15 protein-coding genes are annotated in these 14,419 nt (G+C 61.7%); 7 read left to right on the plus strand and 8 right to left on the minus strand.

The genetic code is table 11. From position 1 onward, the window contains the following. Positions 1 to 41: 41 nt before the first annotated feature. The gene (locus tag QNI81_RS03865) at positions 42 to 224 is read left to right on the plus strand and encodes a hypothetical protein (protein WP_005650801.1); all 183 of its coding nucleotides are present in this window, start codon (positions 42 to 44) and stop codon (positions 222 to 224) included. A 34-nt stretch (positions 225 to 258) separates the two neighbouring features. Here the strand turns inward: QNI81_RS03865 and QNI81_RS03870 are convergent, their stop codons facing one another. After that, positions 259 to 396: an entericidin A/B family lipoprotein gene (locus QNI81_RS03870; protein ID WP_009176605.1), complete on the minus strand. Its 138-nt coding sequence runs from the start codon at positions 394 to 396 to the stop codon at positions 259 to 261. 316 nt (positions 397 to 712) lie between these two features. Between QNI81_RS03870 and QNI81_RS03875 the strand changes: the two genes are divergently transcribed. The 4 genes from QNI81_RS03875 to QNI81_RS03890 all read left to right on the plus strand — a co-directional run bounded on the left by QNI81_RS03875 (position 713) and on the right by QNI81_RS03890 (position 4,962). Continuing rightward, positions 713 to 1,006 carry a TraR/DksA family transcriptional regulator gene (locus QNI81_RS03875; protein WP_009176533.1) on the plus strand — a complete coding sequence of 98 codons (294 nt, stop codon included), beginning with the start codon at positions 713 to 715 and terminating at the stop codon, positions 1,004 to 1,006. A gap of 308 nt (positions 1,007 to 1,314) precedes the next feature. Next, positions 1,315 to 1,968 carry a protein-L-isoaspartate O-methyltransferase family protein gene (locus QNI81_RS03880; RefSeq protein ID WP_065322674.1) on the plus strand — a complete coding sequence of 218 codons (654 nt, stop codon included), beginning with the start codon at positions 1,315 to 1,317 and terminating at the stop codon, positions 1,966 to 1,968. Between the two features lie 144 nt (positions 1,969 to 2,112). Beyond that, positions 2,113 to 3,534, plus strand: coding sequence for a TolC family outer membrane protein (locus QNI81_RS03885; RefSeq protein WP_283967422.1), 1,422 nt, complete (start codon positions 2,113 to 2,115; stop codon positions 3,532 to 3,534). A 75-nt stretch (positions 3,535 to 3,609) separates the two neighbouring features. After that, a complete protein-coding gene (locus tag QNI81_RS03890) occupies positions 3,610 to 4,962 on the plus strand; it encodes a hypothetical protein (RefSeq protein ID WP_283967423.1) in 1,353 nt (450 codons plus the stop codon). A gap of 196 nt (positions 4,963 to 5,158) precedes the next feature. On the opposite strand, the gene QNI81_RS03895 is transcribed toward QNI81_RS03890, so the two are convergent. Then, a complete protein-coding gene (locus tag QNI81_RS03895) occupies positions 5,159 to 6,625 on the minus strand; it encodes a cobyric acid synthase (protein ID WP_283967424.1) in 1,467 nt (488 codons plus the stop codon). 190 nt (positions 6,626 to 6,815) lie between these two features. Further along, positions 6,816 to 7,133, minus strand: a complete 318-nt coding sequence (locus tag QNI81_RS03900) for a DUF6280 family protein (RefSeq protein ID WP_005613937.1) — start codon at positions 7,131 to 7,133, stop codon at positions 6,816 to 6,818. A 226-nt stretch (positions 7,134 to 7,359) separates the two neighbouring features. On the opposite strand from QNI81_RS03900, the gene efp reads away from it, so the two are divergent. Next, a complete protein-coding gene (gene efp / locus QNI81_RS03905; RefSeq protein WP_039982969.1) occupies positions 7,360 to 7,923 on the plus strand; it encodes an elongation factor P in 564 nt (187 codons plus the stop codon). 166 nt (positions 7,924 to 8,089) lie between these two features. Here the strand turns inward: efp and QNI81_RS03910 are convergent, their stop codons facing one another. The 3 genes from QNI81_RS03910 to QNI81_RS03920 form a co-directional block, all read right to left on the minus strand. Then, positions 8,090 to 8,656 (minus strand): invasion associated locus B family protein, encoded by a 567-nt coding sequence (locus QNI81_RS03910; protein WP_283967425.1) that lies wholly within the window; start codon positions 8,654 to 8,656, stop codon positions 8,090 to 8,092. An 81-nt stretch (positions 8,657 to 8,737) separates the two neighbouring features. Continuing rightward, positions 8,738 to 9,484 (minus strand): CAF17-like 4Fe-4S cluster assembly/insertion protein YgfZ, encoded by a 747-nt coding sequence (ygfZ, locus tag QNI81_RS03915; protein WP_283967426.1) that lies wholly within the window; start codon positions 9,482 to 9,484, stop codon positions 8,738 to 8,740. A gap of 88 nt (positions 9,485 to 9,572) precedes the next feature. Then, the gene (locus tag QNI81_RS03920) at positions 9,573 to 11,432 is read right to left on the minus strand and encodes an ABC transporter ATP-binding protein (RefSeq protein WP_283967427.1); all 1,860 of its coding nucleotides are present in this window, start codon (positions 11,430 to 11,432) and stop codon (positions 9,573 to 9,575) included. 232 nt (positions 11,433 to 11,664) lie between these two features. On the opposite strand from QNI81_RS03920, the gene QNI81_RS03925 reads away from it, so the two are divergent. After that, complete coding sequence (locus QNI81_RS03925) at positions 11,665 to 12,882, plus strand: pyridoxal-phosphate-dependent aminotransferase family protein (protein ID WP_283967428.1); 1,218 nt, start codon at positions 11,665 to 11,667, stop codon at positions 12,880 to 12,882. A 44-nt stretch (positions 12,883 to 12,926) separates the two neighbouring features. Here the strand turns inward: QNI81_RS03925 and QNI81_RS03930 are convergent, their stop codons facing one another. Next, positions 12,927 to 13,163, minus strand: a complete 237-nt coding sequence (locus tag QNI81_RS03930) for a hypothetical protein (protein WP_065332597.1) — start codon at positions 13,161 to 13,163, stop codon at positions 12,927 to 12,929. Between the two features lie 126 nt (positions 13,164 to 13,289). Further along, the gene (locus QNI81_RS03935; RefSeq protein WP_283967429.1) at positions 13,290 to 14,405 is read right to left on the minus strand and encodes a pyridoxal phosphate-dependent aminotransferase; all 1,116 of its coding nucleotides are present in this window, start codon (positions 14,403 to 14,405) and stop codon (positions 13,290 to 13,292) included. Between the last annotated feature and the right edge of the window lie 14 nt (positions 14,406 to 14,419).

Genomic DNA, 14,419 nt, shown 5'->3' on the forward strand with positions numbered 1-14,419 from the left:
GCACATGCAAACGCGCGTCACATTATATATGAGGTTTCGAAATGCTTCGCTTGGCCCTGATCTTGCACATCTTTATCGGCTCCACGCTGGGTGGCAGCGCCGTCATTGCCGCGCTGGTGATGGGGTATTCCACGATCTGGACGATCCTGATCGCGGCTGTGGTGGGCTTTGTGCTGGCGGTGCCAGTCAGTGCAATCGTAGCGCGCAAGCTTTATGGCGGGTGAGCCGGGGCGGCGGCGCGCTGTGATGGTCGTGACGTCAGAGCGCGTTTTGCACGTTTTGGGCGGTGCCTGAAATCGCCTCTCCGGCTTTTTGCAGGTCACGGCCTGCGCCTTTGGTGGTCTCACAGGCGGCAAGGCCGAAGATCACAAGGGTCAGGAGCAGAGGGCGGATCATGGGCGGGTCTCCATCGCGGTGCGGTGCCGCGCGAGAGGGCGGCGTCTGATCTGATGAAAATTCCCGATGTTTTCGAAAATGGCAAGAGCCAAGACAAGGCGGCGCGCGCTGCATTCTGTGCAATTGCAGCATAAATTTGTCGCTTCTTTATCGCCCCTAGGTTGCGTGGACGCGGTATTATACCGGTGGTGAACGGGGGATTCGTTGCATTGCAAGATGGCGAGTTTTCGCTTGGCTGCCCTTGGGGAGGGGCGTTGCACTTGTTTGCGTGAAGGCCAGCCCCAAATCAAAAGACAACTGTTTGCGAGGAGAGACGATGGATTTCAATGTTCAGAAGAAATGTCTCGAAACCCGGCTGAGCGCACTCTCGGCCGGAATGCTCGCGGGGCAGGGGTTATCGGCCCTTGCGCGTGCGAGTGAGGCGCAGATTGCCGGGCGGGGGAGCAAAGCTTCGACGTTGGCGGGGCGGGAAATGCGGGCAATTTTGACCGCATTGGACCGTCTGAAAGCCGGGGAATACGGCTATTGTCGGATTTGCGGCGCCGATATCGCGCCGGAGCAGCTGCGGGCGCATCCCGAAATACCCTTTTGCGAATCCTGCTCCGCCTGAGGCGGCAGGGGAGCACCAAAATTGAGGCAGAACCCGGCGTGAGGCGAAGGCATCATGCCGGGTTATGTGTTCATAGGGTGCATTTCACAACACATCATGTCTCAATATTTTTAGGGAGCATCAGGGCCGGGCAGGGCCACGAATTGAAAGCGCGCGCATATGGCGATGGGCGCGCGATTTCACCGCGGTAACAGCAGAGTGCAGGCAACAGGTTCGTTAAACCTTAGCCATTGTGCATCGGGGCCGTTGCCGCGCAGGTGGTGATGTGGCAAAACCCATGCGAATGCCTGACCATATGAGTTTAGCAGATGACTGATTTCTCCGACCGCCGCCGCATGATGGTAGACACTCAGATCCGCCCGGCGGATGTGACCAAATACCCAATCATCGAAGCCCTGCTTGCCATTCCGCGCGAAAACTTCGTGCCGGATTCGCAAAGCGAGGTTGCCTATGCAGACCAATCGGTGCCCCTGAGCGATGGGCGCGTGGTGCCTGAGCCGCGCACCTTGGCCAAAATGCTGGATGCGCTGGACGTGCGTCAGGATGAGCTGGTGCTGGATGTGGCCTGCGGGCTTGGATACTCCACCGCTGTGGTGGCGCGTCTGGCGCAGATGGTGATCGGGGTCGAGGAAGACGAAAGCCTCGCCGCTGAGGCGCAAGAGACCCTCAGCAACAGCAGCGCCGACAATGCCATCGTGCATCAAGGAGCGCTGACTGAGGGGGCCGCCGAGCATGGTCCCTATGATGTGATCCTCATTGAAGGCGGCGTCGAAGAGGTGCCAGATGCGCTTTTGGCGCAACTCAAAGACGGCGGACGTATCGCTGCATTGTTCATGAGTGGCGCGTTGGGCGAAGTTAAGATAGGATATAAGAGTGCCGGTCGCGTGTCTTGGCGCTTTGAATTTAATGCGGGGGCACCCGTGTTGCCCGGCTTTGCCAAGCCGGAAGTCTTTTCGCTCTGACGCAGGCCATCCTGTCGCGCTCCTGTCTTTTCGGTCAGATAAGCAAGATAGGCTCTTTTCAAATAGATGTGACGTTCACATATGTTTGGCGCAAACGAGATTGATAACGGGGCAAAAAACCCCACAAGACATCGAGGCGACAGGATGCAACGAATACTGAAAACAAAGCGGATCAGGGCTTTTGCTGCTATCGGCGTCCTTGCCACCGCCGTGGTGAGCGCACCGCAGGCACGGGCAGACAATGTGACCGATGCAATGATCGGCGCCTATACCAGCAGTGGCCTTTTGGAACAAAACCGCGCGCTTTTGCGGGTTGCCGACGAAGGGGTCGCGGCCACGGTCGCAAAGTTGCGCCCCGTGGTGACCGCGACGCTCGGGATTGCGCGGGACTATAACCGCACCGGGCTTGGCGCATTGGGCGCAAGCTCCAACCACAACACCGGCGCGACGCTTCGGGTGGGTATGGAGTGGCTGCTGTTTGATAACGGGGCCACCCAGCTTGATCGGGCGGCGGCGCAGGAAACCGTGCTGGCCACCCGTCAGACCCTGCTGGATGTGGAGCAGCAAGTGCTGTTTGCGGCGGTGCAGTCTTATGTCAACGTCTTGACCCAACAAGATATTGTGGCGCTACGCCAGAACAACCTGCGTCTGCTGCAAGAAGAACTGCGCGCCGCCAATGACCGTTTTGAGGTGGGGGAAGTGACCCGCACCGACGTGGCCCTTGCTGAAAGCCAGGTGGCTGAGGCGCGCGCCAATCTGACGGATGCGCGCGGCGCATTGCTGACCGCCCGTGCCACCTATGAAGAAGTCGTGGGACGCGCGCCGGGGGCAGTGGCCTCTTATCCGCCATTGCCGCGTCGTGCCGCCAGCCTGTCTGATGCGCAAGCACGGGCGCTGCGCAGTCACCCGAGCCTCCGGGCACAGCAGCATGCGGTGAAAGCGGCGCAACTGACGGCTGACAGTTCCCTGCGCGACATGGGGCCGAACGTGAAATTCACCGCGAGCGCGTCTCATGGTGAGGTGCGCGGCAGTGACGGAACCTCCGACAACTTTGATCTGGGCCTTTCGCTGAACCAGACCCTTTATGCGGGCGGCGGGCTGGCCGCCGCGCGGCGCGCCGATCTGGCGCGTGTGGATGCAGAGCGCGGCTCACTCCTTTCGGTCCAGCGCAGCATTTCCAGCAATGCCGCAAGCGCCTATACCGCTTTTGACACGGCTGCGGCGAGCCTTGTCTCCTCTAATGAGCGGGTGCGTGCGGCGCAGGTGGCTTTTGACGGGATCCGCGAGGAAGCCACGCTGGGATCGCGCACCACGCTGGACGTGTTGCAAGCCGAGCAGGAGCTTTTGGATGCGCAGACCGCCCGTTTGTCGGCGCGCGCCAATCAGGCCCTTGCGGCCTATCAGTTGCTGCAGGCGCAGGGGCTGTTGACCGCAGAGAACCTGAACCTTGCTGTGGAACGCTATGACCCTGAGATTTATCACAATCAGGTCCGGTCCGCCCCGGCCTTCGTGACCAAGCGCGGGCAGGATTTGGACCGTGTTCTCAAGGCTCTGAGAAAGAACTGAAAATCTGACGTTGCTGTTGTGTGATGCGGGCAAGCTGGCTACACTTGCCGTAAGAGGTGAGCTTGGCCAATAAAAATGTCTGAACCCGTTACGCACGCAGAAATCGAAGACGTCCTATCCTCCATCCGTCGCTTGGTCAGTGAGACCGGGCGGGCGGAGGAACCTGCGCGTCCCGCAGCCAAACCCGCAACGCGTCTGGTGCTGACACCGGCGCTGCGGGTGCCCGAGGCCGAGGTCGCGCGTTCTGATGCGGCGAAACATGATGCGGTGCAACATGGCGGGGCGGCTCACTCTGATGCAGTCACGCCGCGTGATGCCGTGTTCGATGCTTCACCAGAACACCCCCAAGAGCCGGTTATGCCGCAGGTCAATGGGACCGCGCGCAATGGGACGGCGACAGGCAAACTCACCACACAAACTGACGCTGCGGATCTGCAAGACGAGCCACGCGATGAAGCTGCGACGTCCGGGCCGCTGGATCATCAGGGCGAGGTCCCTGAGCGGGCTGCCCCAGAGCGCGCGAGTGAGACATCTGCGCAGGAACCCAGCCGTGTGCTGTTTCGGGCCAGTGCGCCGGTTGATGCGCCGCGCAAGCCGGAATTGGTCAGATCCGCCCCGTCGGAAGCGGCCGTGGTCGACAGTTCCCAACAGAATGAGCCCGTCGCTGAGGCCCCATTTGTCAATGTGGACGACGCCGAGGCTCAGACGTTTGAGGAACCCGAGCGCAGCGCGCCCATCCTGCTGAACACCAAAAGCGCGCCACGCGTCCCTGAAACAGAAAGGCCTGAGGCCCCTGCAGCCGTCGCGGATAGGGCGCTGAATGAGGTCGCGGCTGATGATACGGCAGCGGTTGATGCGGCAGGGGATGATGCACCTTGGCGCGACCCGGAGGCGCGGCTCTATGACAGTTTGGAGCCTGGTGCCGCACAAGCCGAACAGCCCGCTTCTGAACAGCCGCAGAATATGCAGCGAGAACAAAGCTCTCGCGTGGCTGCCGTGGTGCGCCGGATTGCCGAGCTTGAGACCGCTGGGCGTGCCGAGCCGGAGGCCGCAGACCAAAGCAGCCGCCGCGTTCCGGACATCAATGAGGATGAGATCGAGGCGGTGCCCCATAGTGGCCCCACGGTTGAGACCATCCAGTGGGAAGATCATCATGAAGAGGCGTCCGGTGGTGCCTCCTTTGCATCGGCCCGCGATTCAGTGGCGGAAAACGCGCGTGAGATGGCGGGCGATGCGCTGACGGAGGCTGCGATGGACCGGCTGGCGGCGCATGAGGATTTCCTTGATGAGGAAGGTCTGCGCGAGCTGGTCTCTGACATCGTGCGCGAAGAGTTGCAGGGTGCGCTTGGCGAGCGGATCACCCGCAACGTGCGCAAACTGGTGCGCCGCGAGATCCAGCGCGCCTTGGCGACGCAAGAGCTGCTCTGACGTAGGGCGCGAGACTTCACCGTTAATTCAAAGTGTTGAGCGTGATGCTGCACCCTGCTGAGTAACGGCGGGGGCGCTCCCGCCCAGACCGCATGTTTTCTGCGAAAACCCGCCGTCTGGTTGGGCCGGACAGCGGGCTGGTGCCCGCTGCGGGCGCGTCTTGGTGCAGACGCAGTGGTAAACGCAGGCAGGGTGTTTAGCCTGCGCGGGCGGGGATGGGTTCCGCGAGTTCCAGCAAGCGGTCGATATCCATGTAGCGTTCCAGATGGGCGGCAAGCGCATCCAGCGTGGCCTCCACACCTGCGTCATAGCCAATGTCGGACTGGTGGCCGAGGTCGGCAAGGAAGCGGGCGCGAAACGCATCCGAGGTAAACAGCCCGTGCAGGTAGGAGCCGCGCACGCGGCCATCGGCGGAGGTCGCCCCCTCCGCGCGCCCCTCCAGCGTCAGCCACGCGCGGGTGCAATCCGGACCGGTGGTGCGGCCCATGTGGATTTCATAGCCCGACACGGGCAGATCGCCCGCAAGCGTGCGCGCGTCGCTCAGGGTCACGCGTTTGTCGCCCGCCATCACCGTATGCACATCCAGAAGGCCCAGCCCCGCGACCTTGCCCGGTTGCCCATCGACGCCGTCGGGGTCGTCGATGGTCTGGCCGAGCATCTGATAGCCGCCGCACAGCCCCAGCACATGACCGCCGCGCCGGTGGTGGGCGAGGATGTCGATGTCCCAGCACTGCGCGCGCAAGTAAGCCAGATCCCCGATGGTGGATTTGGAGCCGGGGATCAGCACCAGATCCGCATCGCCGGGCAGGGCGCGGCCGGGGGGGATGATTTCAACGGTGACGGAAGGCTCAGCGGCGAGCGGGTCGAGGTCGTCGAAATTCGCCATCCGTTCCAGTTGCGGTACCACCACCTTGCAGGCTCCGCCCGCGTGTGAGGCGATATCCATCATATCCTCGGCCGGCAGTTTCCACGCATCCCAGAACCACGGCACCACGCCCACCGATTGCCAGCCGGTCCAGCGCGCAATGTCATCGCGTCCGCCGTCAAAGAGGCTGAGGTCGCCGCGAAAGCGATTGACGGCGAAGGCTTTGATACGCGCGCGATCGTTTGCGTCCAGCACCGTATGGGTGCCGACGATCTGCGCAATCACGCCGCCCCGGTGGATGTCACCCACCAGGACCACCGGCACACCTGCGGCCTCGGCAAAGCCCATATTGGCGATGTCACCCTTGCGCAGATTGGTTTCTGCCGGGGAGCCTGCGCCCTCAATGAGGATGACGTCATGCTGGGCGGCGAGGCGGTGAAAACTCTCCAGTGTGGCCTCCAACAGCCCCGCCTTGTCGCGCATAAACGACCCCGCCGCGCGGGTGCCGCGCCGTTTGCCCTGCACGATCACCTGGGCGCCCGTGTCGGTTTCTGGCTTCAGGAGCACCGGGTTCATATCCGTATGTGGCGCGAGCCCCGCCGCGCGGGCTTGGAGCGCCTGCGCCCGGCCAATCTCGCCTCCGTCAGCGGTCACGGCGGCGTTGTTGGACATATTCTGCGGCTTGAACGGCGCGACCGAGAGCCCGCGCAGGCGCAAGGCGCGTGCCAGCCCCGCCACCAGCATGGATTTCCCGACATTGCTGCCGGTGCCTTGGATCATGAGGGCCTTGGGGATCATTTGGGTGTCTTTTTTGCTGTCCGTCTTTGGCGAGGGTTGCAATGCCAGAGGCCAAAGGTCAATCGCGCAGGTTGGCGCGGGGGGATCTGTCGGTGCTGTTGGCGCAGGGCGTCTGCAAAAGCACCCTAAAAAGAAAAACGCGCCCCCCAGGGACGCGCTTTTCGTTCAAGCTTGGCAGCTTATTTTGCGTTCAGGCCGCTTCGGCCTGCGCCGCGTTACGACGTTCACTTTCTTCGCGCGACAGCGCGACAGAGGTCCGTACACCGCGACCAACGAAATCCATCAGGCCTTCGACCACACGTTCGTTGGGGTCGATGCCTGCGCAGGTCAATACTTCGCGCCCATCGCGCGAACGTGCCCAGCGGGCGATCTGCTCGGGGCCGTTGCCGTATTTTTTGTCGTCGGCAATGGCATCATCCAGTGCAGCCAGTACAACCGCCGCAAACAGCTTGCGTGCCCGGTTGCCCTGTTCGTTATTGTATGCGGTGCCGTCAACGAAATCTCGCATCTCGTTTCCTTTGTTGTTCTTGCTATTGCATTTTCGGCGTGACGCTCCTTATGGCGGAATTGTGACGATTCGGGTACCCCAAAGATGCATATCTTTTATGCATCTTGTGCATGCCTATTTCGCGGTCATCTATCCGTCAGACACGATATATCGTCATCTTGCCAGCCTTACACCTGCCGGATATAGGGGTGTTCAAGCTGTCATCAACCACCTGAAAGAGTTTTCCATGCCCAAGATCAACGGCAATGAAATCCGCCCCGGCAATGTTCTGGAGCACAACGGCGGCCTCTGGGCTGCGGTCAAGGTCGATCATGTGAAGCCGGGCAAGGGGGGCGCGTTTGCTCAGGTCGAGCTGCGCAACCTGCGCAACGGCTCCAAACTGAACGAGCGGTTCCGGTCTGCCGACAAGGTCGAGCGCGTACGTCTGGAGCAAAAAGACCAGCAGTTCCTCTATGAGACAGACGGGATGCTGGTGTTCATGGACACCGAAACCTACGAGCAGATCGAATTGCCTGCCGATCTTTTGGGCGATCGTCGTCCGTTCCTGCAGGACGGTATGACCATTGTGGTGGAATTCTACGAGGCTGAGGCGCTGAACGCGACCGTGCCGCAGAAAGTGACCTGCAAGATTGTCGAGACCGAGCCAGTGGTCAAAGGCCAGACGGCTGCGAACTCCTTTAAACCGGCGATCCTTGATAACGGCGTCAAGGTCATGGTGCCGCCCTTCGTGGGCCAGGACGAGATGATCGTCGTCAACACCGAGACCATGGAATATTCCGAACGCGCCTAAATCGCGCAGAGTGCTATTGCAAAGCCTCGGTCCTGCATTCTGCGGGGCCGGGGCTTTTTTCTGCGCACTGTAAAGGACAGCGCACGCCGCGCAGCGGCGCCGGGCCCAACGGGGGAGGGGGCATTTTAATGGACCCGAGACGGGCGGGAGCACCCCCGGATCTGGATCAGCGCGGGATCTCTATGGAATGGCCGCAGCTGTCCATCATCTTGCCATAGGCGGCGGTGAACCCGTTCAGCGAGGCTACATAGGTCTGGGTGCTGGCGCGATAGGCGTCCAAGGCGCGCACCTCCATATGAGAGGCCGCTTTCATCCACAGGAGCGCGTTTTTCACATCCTGCCAGCGTGGCGAGGCAGACACCCATGCGATGCCGTCGTCGTCAAAGCCGCCCTCGGCAACGCCAAAGAACACCCCTTGCTGGTCGAACACAAAGGCCACACCCTGCGCATTGCCGATCTGGGTGCGGTGGCCGCGCGGTGCGCTGGAGAAATAGGTTGGTGTTGGAAAACCATGTGGCGGCCCTGCGTCGCCATTGCTGATTTCCAGACGCAGCGTCGGCATTCCGTCTCCTCCGGTCAAAGCGCGGCAGATACGGCGAAGGTCTTCGCCAGTGTCCTCTTCGGTGATGATGACACGCCAGTCGCCGTATTCCCAATAATCCTGTGCGTGCGCGGCTGGTGTGATCAAAGCAGATGCAGCGATCAGCGGTGCCGTCAGAAAAAATCGTGTCATCCCGTGTCCCATATTGCCTGCCCGGCCCTGTTTTTTGGCCCTGTGTGCGCAAGACTAACGACCAAGGGTTAAACAATTGCCTCAGTCTGTGGGGGCCTCTGGCCAGCGCAGCGCGGTGCCCTCGGCCTCCAGCGCGCCCTTGGCACGATCAAAGCGCAGATAAGCAATCGCCTTGCCGCCGGATTGGGTCAGAACCTGACCCACCGGTTTGCCCGCTGCGGTGATCTGCGCGCCCACCGGCACAGCGCTGTCGATCTCAACCTGTGTCAGACCTTTGCGCAGCTCGGTTTTGTGTTTCATACGAGCGGTGACCTCCTGACCGACATAGCAGCCCTTGCGGAAATCAACGCCGTTGAGACGCTCCAAGCCCACTTCAAGGATATAGCTGTCGGGCGTGAGCTCAATGCCGGTTTCAGGGATCACATGCGCCACCCGGATTGCATCCCAGTCGCTGCCGTCATCGCCCGCCACATCGCCATAAAGACGCCAGCCAAGTGCCGGGTGGCGCGGGTCCGTCAGGGCGCCTGCGGGGGCCTCCCCGGTGCCGCGGCTCACCTTCAGGTCGGTCTCGTCGAGGGTGACATTGGCGCGCAGCTTATACATCTTGAGCCGCTTCAGAAGATCATCTGCCAGATCACCCGCCACATCCAGCAGCACCGCCTCGCCCTCGGGTGCGAGAAAGAAATCCGCGAGGTATTTGCCCTGCGGGGTCAGGATCGCCGTATAGACCAGACCGTCTTCTAACCGATTGATATCATTTGTGACCAACCCCTGAAGAAAGCTGTGGGTGTCCGGTCCATGCAGGCGAAAGATGCGGCGGTCGGCCATGTACGTCTCCCATTGGGGTGTTTGCGCGGTCTGTAAAAGATGTGACCCCGAACGCGCCGGAGTTCAAGCGGGTCTGGCCTGCCGTGGATCAGCCAAACAGGCGACGGGCAAAGCGGCGCAACAGGCCTGTGTCCTCTCGTTCGTCCCGGCGATCATTGCGGGTGATCTGGGCGTTGACGCCATCGGTATCGATCACCGTTTTACCGTCCTGAAATTGCAGACGATAGAGATCGGCATAGATACCGCCGCGCTCCAGCAGCTCCTCGTGGCGGCCCTGATCCATAACGCGACCACGTTCCATCACCACGATCTTGTCGGCCGCGCGAATAGTCGAAAGTCGGTGCGCGATCACGATCGTGGTGCGCCCGCCAGAGAGCTTCTCCAGCGCCTTTTGCACCACTTTTTCGGACTGGGCATCGAGCGCCGATGTCGCCTCATCCAAAAGCAGCAGCGGCGTGTCGCGCAGCAATGCGCGCGCAATCACCACACGCTGACGCTGCCCGCCCGACAGCGCAGAGCCGCGCGGCCCGACCCGGGTTTCCAGCCCATCCGGCAGCTTGTGCAGGAAATCCGAAACATGGGCGGCGTCCAGCACCTCCGAGAGGCGTTCGTCGCTGACATCGGTGCGGCCCAGCAGGATGTTTTCCTTGAGCGTTTCATCAAACAGCAGCGCGTCCTGTGTCACCACGGAGAACAGATCCCGGAGATCGCCAAGGTCGAGGTCGCGCACCTCGGTTCCATCTAGGGTGACAGAACCGCTCTGCGGATCAACCAGACGTGTCAGGATGTTGAAAATCGTGGATTTACCCGCCCCCGATGCGCCCACCAATGCGGTGGTTTTGCCAGCTTCTGCCACCAAGGATAGATCGCGGAGAATATGCGCCTCACCATAATAGAGGTTCACATTGTCGAGGCGGATTTCAGGCAGACCCTTGGGCGCAGGTTTGGGCACTTCCGGCGATACCAGCGTGATCGGGGCATCCATCAGCTCTTTGATGCGCTCCATCGCGGCGGCGGCCCCCTGCCAGATGCCCATGATGGCGGCGAGGCGGCGCATCGGGTCAAAGGCGAGGCCGATGGCAGTGAAAAAGCTCATGAATTCGCCGACGGTCTTGTCGCCATCAATGATCTCGCGCCCGCCAAACAGGATCACACACATCACCCCAAGCCCGGCCATCATATCGACCATGCCAGTGGTGGAGGAGGCCCCAAGGGCCGCCTTGATCTGAGCGCGCACAAAGGAGGCGGTCGCGGTGCGGTAGCGTCCGCTTTGATAGTCCTCGAGCCGGTTCAGCTTGATTGGGACGATGCCGTGGAACACCTCGTCTAGGCGGGTGGCCTGCACCGCACCAAGGTCGCGGGCAAGGCTGGCTTTTTTGCGCACATAGCGCTGCACGATCGACAGCGGCAGCACCAAAAGCGGCACGCCGATCAACATAATGAGCGTCCAGCGCCAATCGACGCTGATGGCGACCCCGAGCACGGCAATCAATTGCGCTACGTCCCGGCCGGATCCGGTGATGATCGCTTGCCAGACCTGATTGATCGCCGCCACATCAGATTGCACCCGCTGGATCAAAAAGCCGGGGGGGTGATGCTGGTGAAAACTGGCGTCCTGATGGATCAGCCGGTCCAGCATGTCGGTGCGCATATGCGCCTCAGACCGCTGGTTGATCGTTGCAAGGATCACCCGCTGGGTCACCGAACTGAACCCGCGCAGCACAAAGATGGCAAAGAAAGCGACGCTGACCCAAACCAAGGCATTCTCGTTGCCGTTGACAAAGACCAGATCAAACATCGGCTGCATCATGTAGCTGAGGCCACCAACGGAGGCGCCTTCGATCAGCATAAAAACGACGGCGATGGCCAGCAAGCCAATGTGATGCCGCAGGTAGCCGCGCCAAAGCCAGCGCAACAATTCGCGCGAGGACATGTATTGCGTACTCATTCTGCACTTCCTGACTGTCGTTTATGGTCTGATGCCGGCAAGACTTGCGACAAGTCCCGACATTTAAGCAGCTTAGAGGCAGCGCGCAAGCGGTGCGGGCCGTGGGGGCTTGGGGTGACCTTAGGCAATTGACCTTGCCGGGGGCTGCGCTAGGCTGCGGCCAATTGAAATACGTCTCGGGCGATTATCCGACGCAACAGGACATCCCGGGCACTCAGCAGGGCAACTTAATATGCGCGATTCTGTGAAACTCTCTTCCGGTCGGTCCTATCTGGCGATCCCGGGGCCTTCGGTGATGCCGGATCAGGTGTTGCAGGCGATGCATCGCGCCTCTCCCAATATCTACGCCGGTGAATTGGTCGAGATGACCGATACGCTGCCCCCCGATCTGCGCAAAGTGGCCCGCACCGAACATCATGTGGCGATCTATATCGCCAATGGTCACGGCGCGTGGGAGGCGGCGCTGTCAAACACCTTGCAGGAGGGCGACAAGGTTCTGGTGCCGGCCTCCGGGCGGTTTGCCTATGGCTGGAGCGAGATGGCCGAAGCGATTGGCTTGCGGATCGAGGTGATGGATTTCGGCCTGCAAGCCGCCTTTGATCTGGCGCGCGTGGCAGAGCGGCTGGCGGCAGATACGGCGCATGAGATCAAGGCGGTGCTGGGTGTTCATACCGACACCTCCACGTCGATCCGAAATGATATCAAGGGCTTGCGAGGTGCATTGGACGCGGCGAACCACCCGGCGTTGTTGATGGCGGATTGCATTGCCTCACTCGGGTGCGACCGGTTCGAGATGGACGCCTGGGGCGTCGATGTGATGGTCACCGGCAGCCAGAAAGGGCTGATGGTGCCTGCGGGGCTGTCGTTTGTGTTCTTTAACGATAAGGCCGCAGAGGCGCGCGCGCGCGTGCCTCGGGTCAGCCGCTATTGGGATTGGACGCCGCGCGCCAACCCGGAATATTTCTATCAGTTCTTTGGCGGCACCGCGCCGACGCATCATCTATATGGTCTGCGCGCGGCATTGGATTTGATCCACGCAGAGGGGATCTCGCAGATCTGGGATCGTCATGAGACCTTGGCGCGGGCGATATGGGCGGCCTGTGATCGCTGGAGCGAAGGCGGCGCGCTGGCGATGAATGTGGCAGATCCTGCGTTGCGCTCGCATGCGGTGACGGCGCTCAGGCTGCCCTCACCACGGGCCACGGATCTGCGGATGTGGCTGGAGGAGAACCTTGGCCTGACGCTGGGCATCGGACTTGGCATGGCGCCGCCCGATAGCGCGGAGTGGCATGGGTTTTTCCGTCTCGGCCATATGGGGCACGTCAACGGCCATATGATTATGGGGCTGTTGGGCGGAATTGAAACGGGTCTGAGTGCGCTGGATATCCCGCATGGCTCTGGCGCGCTGCAGGCGGCGGCTCAGGTGCTCGCCGGATCACAGGCGGGCTGAGGTCAGATGGCGAGGCGGGCCGCTGTGGTTCGCCTCTTGCAGGGTCAGATGCGCCGGTTGAGGGGATGCGCGCCGCGTGTATCGGCGCGTTGCTCGGCGCGGATCATACGCACCTCAAGCCGGTTGATCATGTGGTTCATCGCAACCGCCAGCAACAGCACCGGCACCATTCCATAAAGAAGCCAGAGTGCAAAGAAGATCCATAAGAGGTTCACGGCCAGAAAACTGAGCGTGGCCGACAGGAATTCTGTGTTGTCATGGTGCGTGTTCCGGCGTTTCATGATTACCCCTCCAGGCAGGCAATGTCCGCACAGCCTAGCCCTAAAGGGGTAAATTCCGGGTAAAGCACTCGCGCCCTCAGGACGTTTTACCGGTTCGCTTGCGCTATGTACGACCGCGCCGCCGGGTCAGCCGCGTTTGCCGCGCGCCTCTTCCAGCGCGAGAGGCAGCGCGGCGGCAAAGGCGGCGCGCTCGGCCTCGGGGCCGCAGCTGACGCGGATGCAGCGGTTTTGCGGTGCTGCAAAGGGCATGCGCACAAAGATGTCGCGCGCCACCAGCGCCTCCAGGACCGCCTTGGCAAAGTCCCCGTCGTGGCCACAGTCGATGGCGACGAAATTGGTGGCAGAGGGCAGCGGCGTCAGGCCATTGTCGCGCGCAATGCGGGAAATCTCATCACGGGCGGTGGCAATCTCTGCCTGCACATGGGCCAGCCAGTCCTGATCCTTGATTGCCTCGGTTGCGCCAATTTGGGCACAGCGGTTCATACCAAAATGATTGCGCACCTTGTGAAAGGCGGAAATCACCTCAACCGCGCCCATTGCATAGCCGACGCGCGCGCCTGCCATGCCATAGGCCTTCGAGAGGGTGCGCATACGGATCACGCGCGGGTCGGTCACATCCACCGGTGCAGCGGTACCTGCGGGGGCGCATTCCACGTAAGCCTCATCCAGCAGCAAGAGGCTGCCCTCGGGCAGATCATCCAAAGCGGCGACGATATCCGCGCCGCGATGCCAGCTGCCCATCGGGTTGTCGGGGTTGGCGAGGTAGACGATCTTGGCGCAGACCTCATGGGCCTTGACCATCAATGCGGCGATGTCCTCGTGGTCGTCCTTGTAGGGCACGGTGTGCAGGACGCCGCCAAACCCTGCCACATGGTAGTTGAACGTGGGATAGGCCCCAAGCGAGGTGACCACCGCATCCCCGGCACCCACATAAAGCCGCACCAGATTGCCCAAGAGTCCGTCGATCCCCTCACCAACCATGATGTGATCGGGCGCAACGCCGTGGAGATCAGAAAGGGCCTGACGCAGTTCATAGCTCTCGGCGTCGCCGTATTTCCAGATCTCTGCCGCCGAGGCCTGCATGGCGGCGACCGCCTTGGGCGAGACACCAAAGAGATTCTCATTCGCGCCGAGCCGCGCCACAAAAGGCGCGCCGCGTTGGCGTTCATGGGTTTCGGGCCCCACAAAAGGGACCGAAGCGGGCAGGGACTGGGCGAGCGGGGTTTGGCGGCTGTCTGTCATGCGCCAAGACCTAG

Origin of the sequence: Tritonibacter sp. AK171 (assembly GCF_030127025.1) — a bacterium.
Lineage (GTDB): Bacteria > Pseudomonadota > Alphaproteobacteria > Rhodobacterales > Rhodobacteraceae > Epibacterium > Epibacterium mobile.

Excerpts from the sequence above, each read along its gene's own strand:
- QNI81_RS03865 (WP_005650801.1), top strand. The coding sequence starts at position 42 with ATGCTTCGCTTGGCCCTGATCTTGCACATCTTTATCGGCTCCACGCTG.
- QNI81_RS03870 (WP_009176605.1), bottom strand. The coding sequence starts at position 396 with ATGATCCGCCCTCTGCTCCTGACCCTTGTGATCTTCGGCCTTGCCGCC.
- QNI81_RS03875 (WP_009176533.1), top strand. The coding sequence starts at position 713 with ATGGATTTCAATGTTCAGAAGAAATGTCTCGAAACCCGGCTGAGCGCA.
- QNI81_RS03880 (WP_065322674.1), top strand. The coding sequence starts at position 1,315 with ATGACTGATTTCTCCGACCGCCGCCGCATGATGGTAGACACTCAGATC.
- QNI81_RS03885 (WP_283967422.1), top strand. The coding sequence starts at position 2,113 with ATGCAACGAATACTGAAAACAAAGCGGATCAGGGCTTTTGCTGCTATC.
- QNI81_RS03890 (WP_283967423.1), top strand. The coding sequence starts at position 3,610 with ATGTCTGAACCCGTTACGCACGCAGAAATCGAAGACGTCCTATCCTCC.
- QNI81_RS03895 (WP_283967424.1), bottom strand. The coding sequence starts at position 6,625 with ATGATCCCCAAGGCCCTCATGATCCAAGGCACCGGCAGCAATGTCGGG.
- QNI81_RS03900 (WP_005613937.1), bottom strand. The coding sequence starts at position 7,133 with ATGCGAGATTTCGTTGACGGCACCGCATACAATAACGAACAGGGCAAC.
- efp (WP_039982969.1), top strand. The coding sequence starts at position 7,360 with ATGCCCAAGATCAACGGCAATGAAATCCGCCCCGGCAATGTTCTGGAG.
- QNI81_RS03910 (WP_283967425.1), bottom strand. The coding sequence starts at position 8,656 with ATGACACGATTTTTTCTGACGGCACCGCTGATCGCTGCATCTGCTTTG.
- ygfZ (WP_283967426.1), bottom strand. The coding sequence starts at position 9,484 with ATGGCCGACCGCCGCATCTTTCGCCTGCATGGACCGGACACCCACAGC.
- QNI81_RS03920 (WP_283967427.1), bottom strand. The coding sequence starts at position 11,432 with ATGAGTACGCAATACATGTCCTCGCGCGAATTGTTGCGCTGGCTTTGG.
- QNI81_RS03925 (WP_283967428.1), top strand. The coding sequence starts at position 11,665 with ATGCGCGATTCTGTGAAACTCTCTTCCGGTCGGTCCTATCTGGCGATC.
- QNI81_RS03930 (WP_065332597.1), bottom strand. The coding sequence starts at position 13,163 with ATGAAACGCCGGAACACGCACCATGACAACACAGAATTCCTGTCGGCC.
- QNI81_RS03935 (WP_283967429.1), bottom strand. The coding sequence starts at position 14,405 with ATGACAGACAGCCGCCAAACCCCGCTCGCCCAGTCCCTGCCCGCTTCG.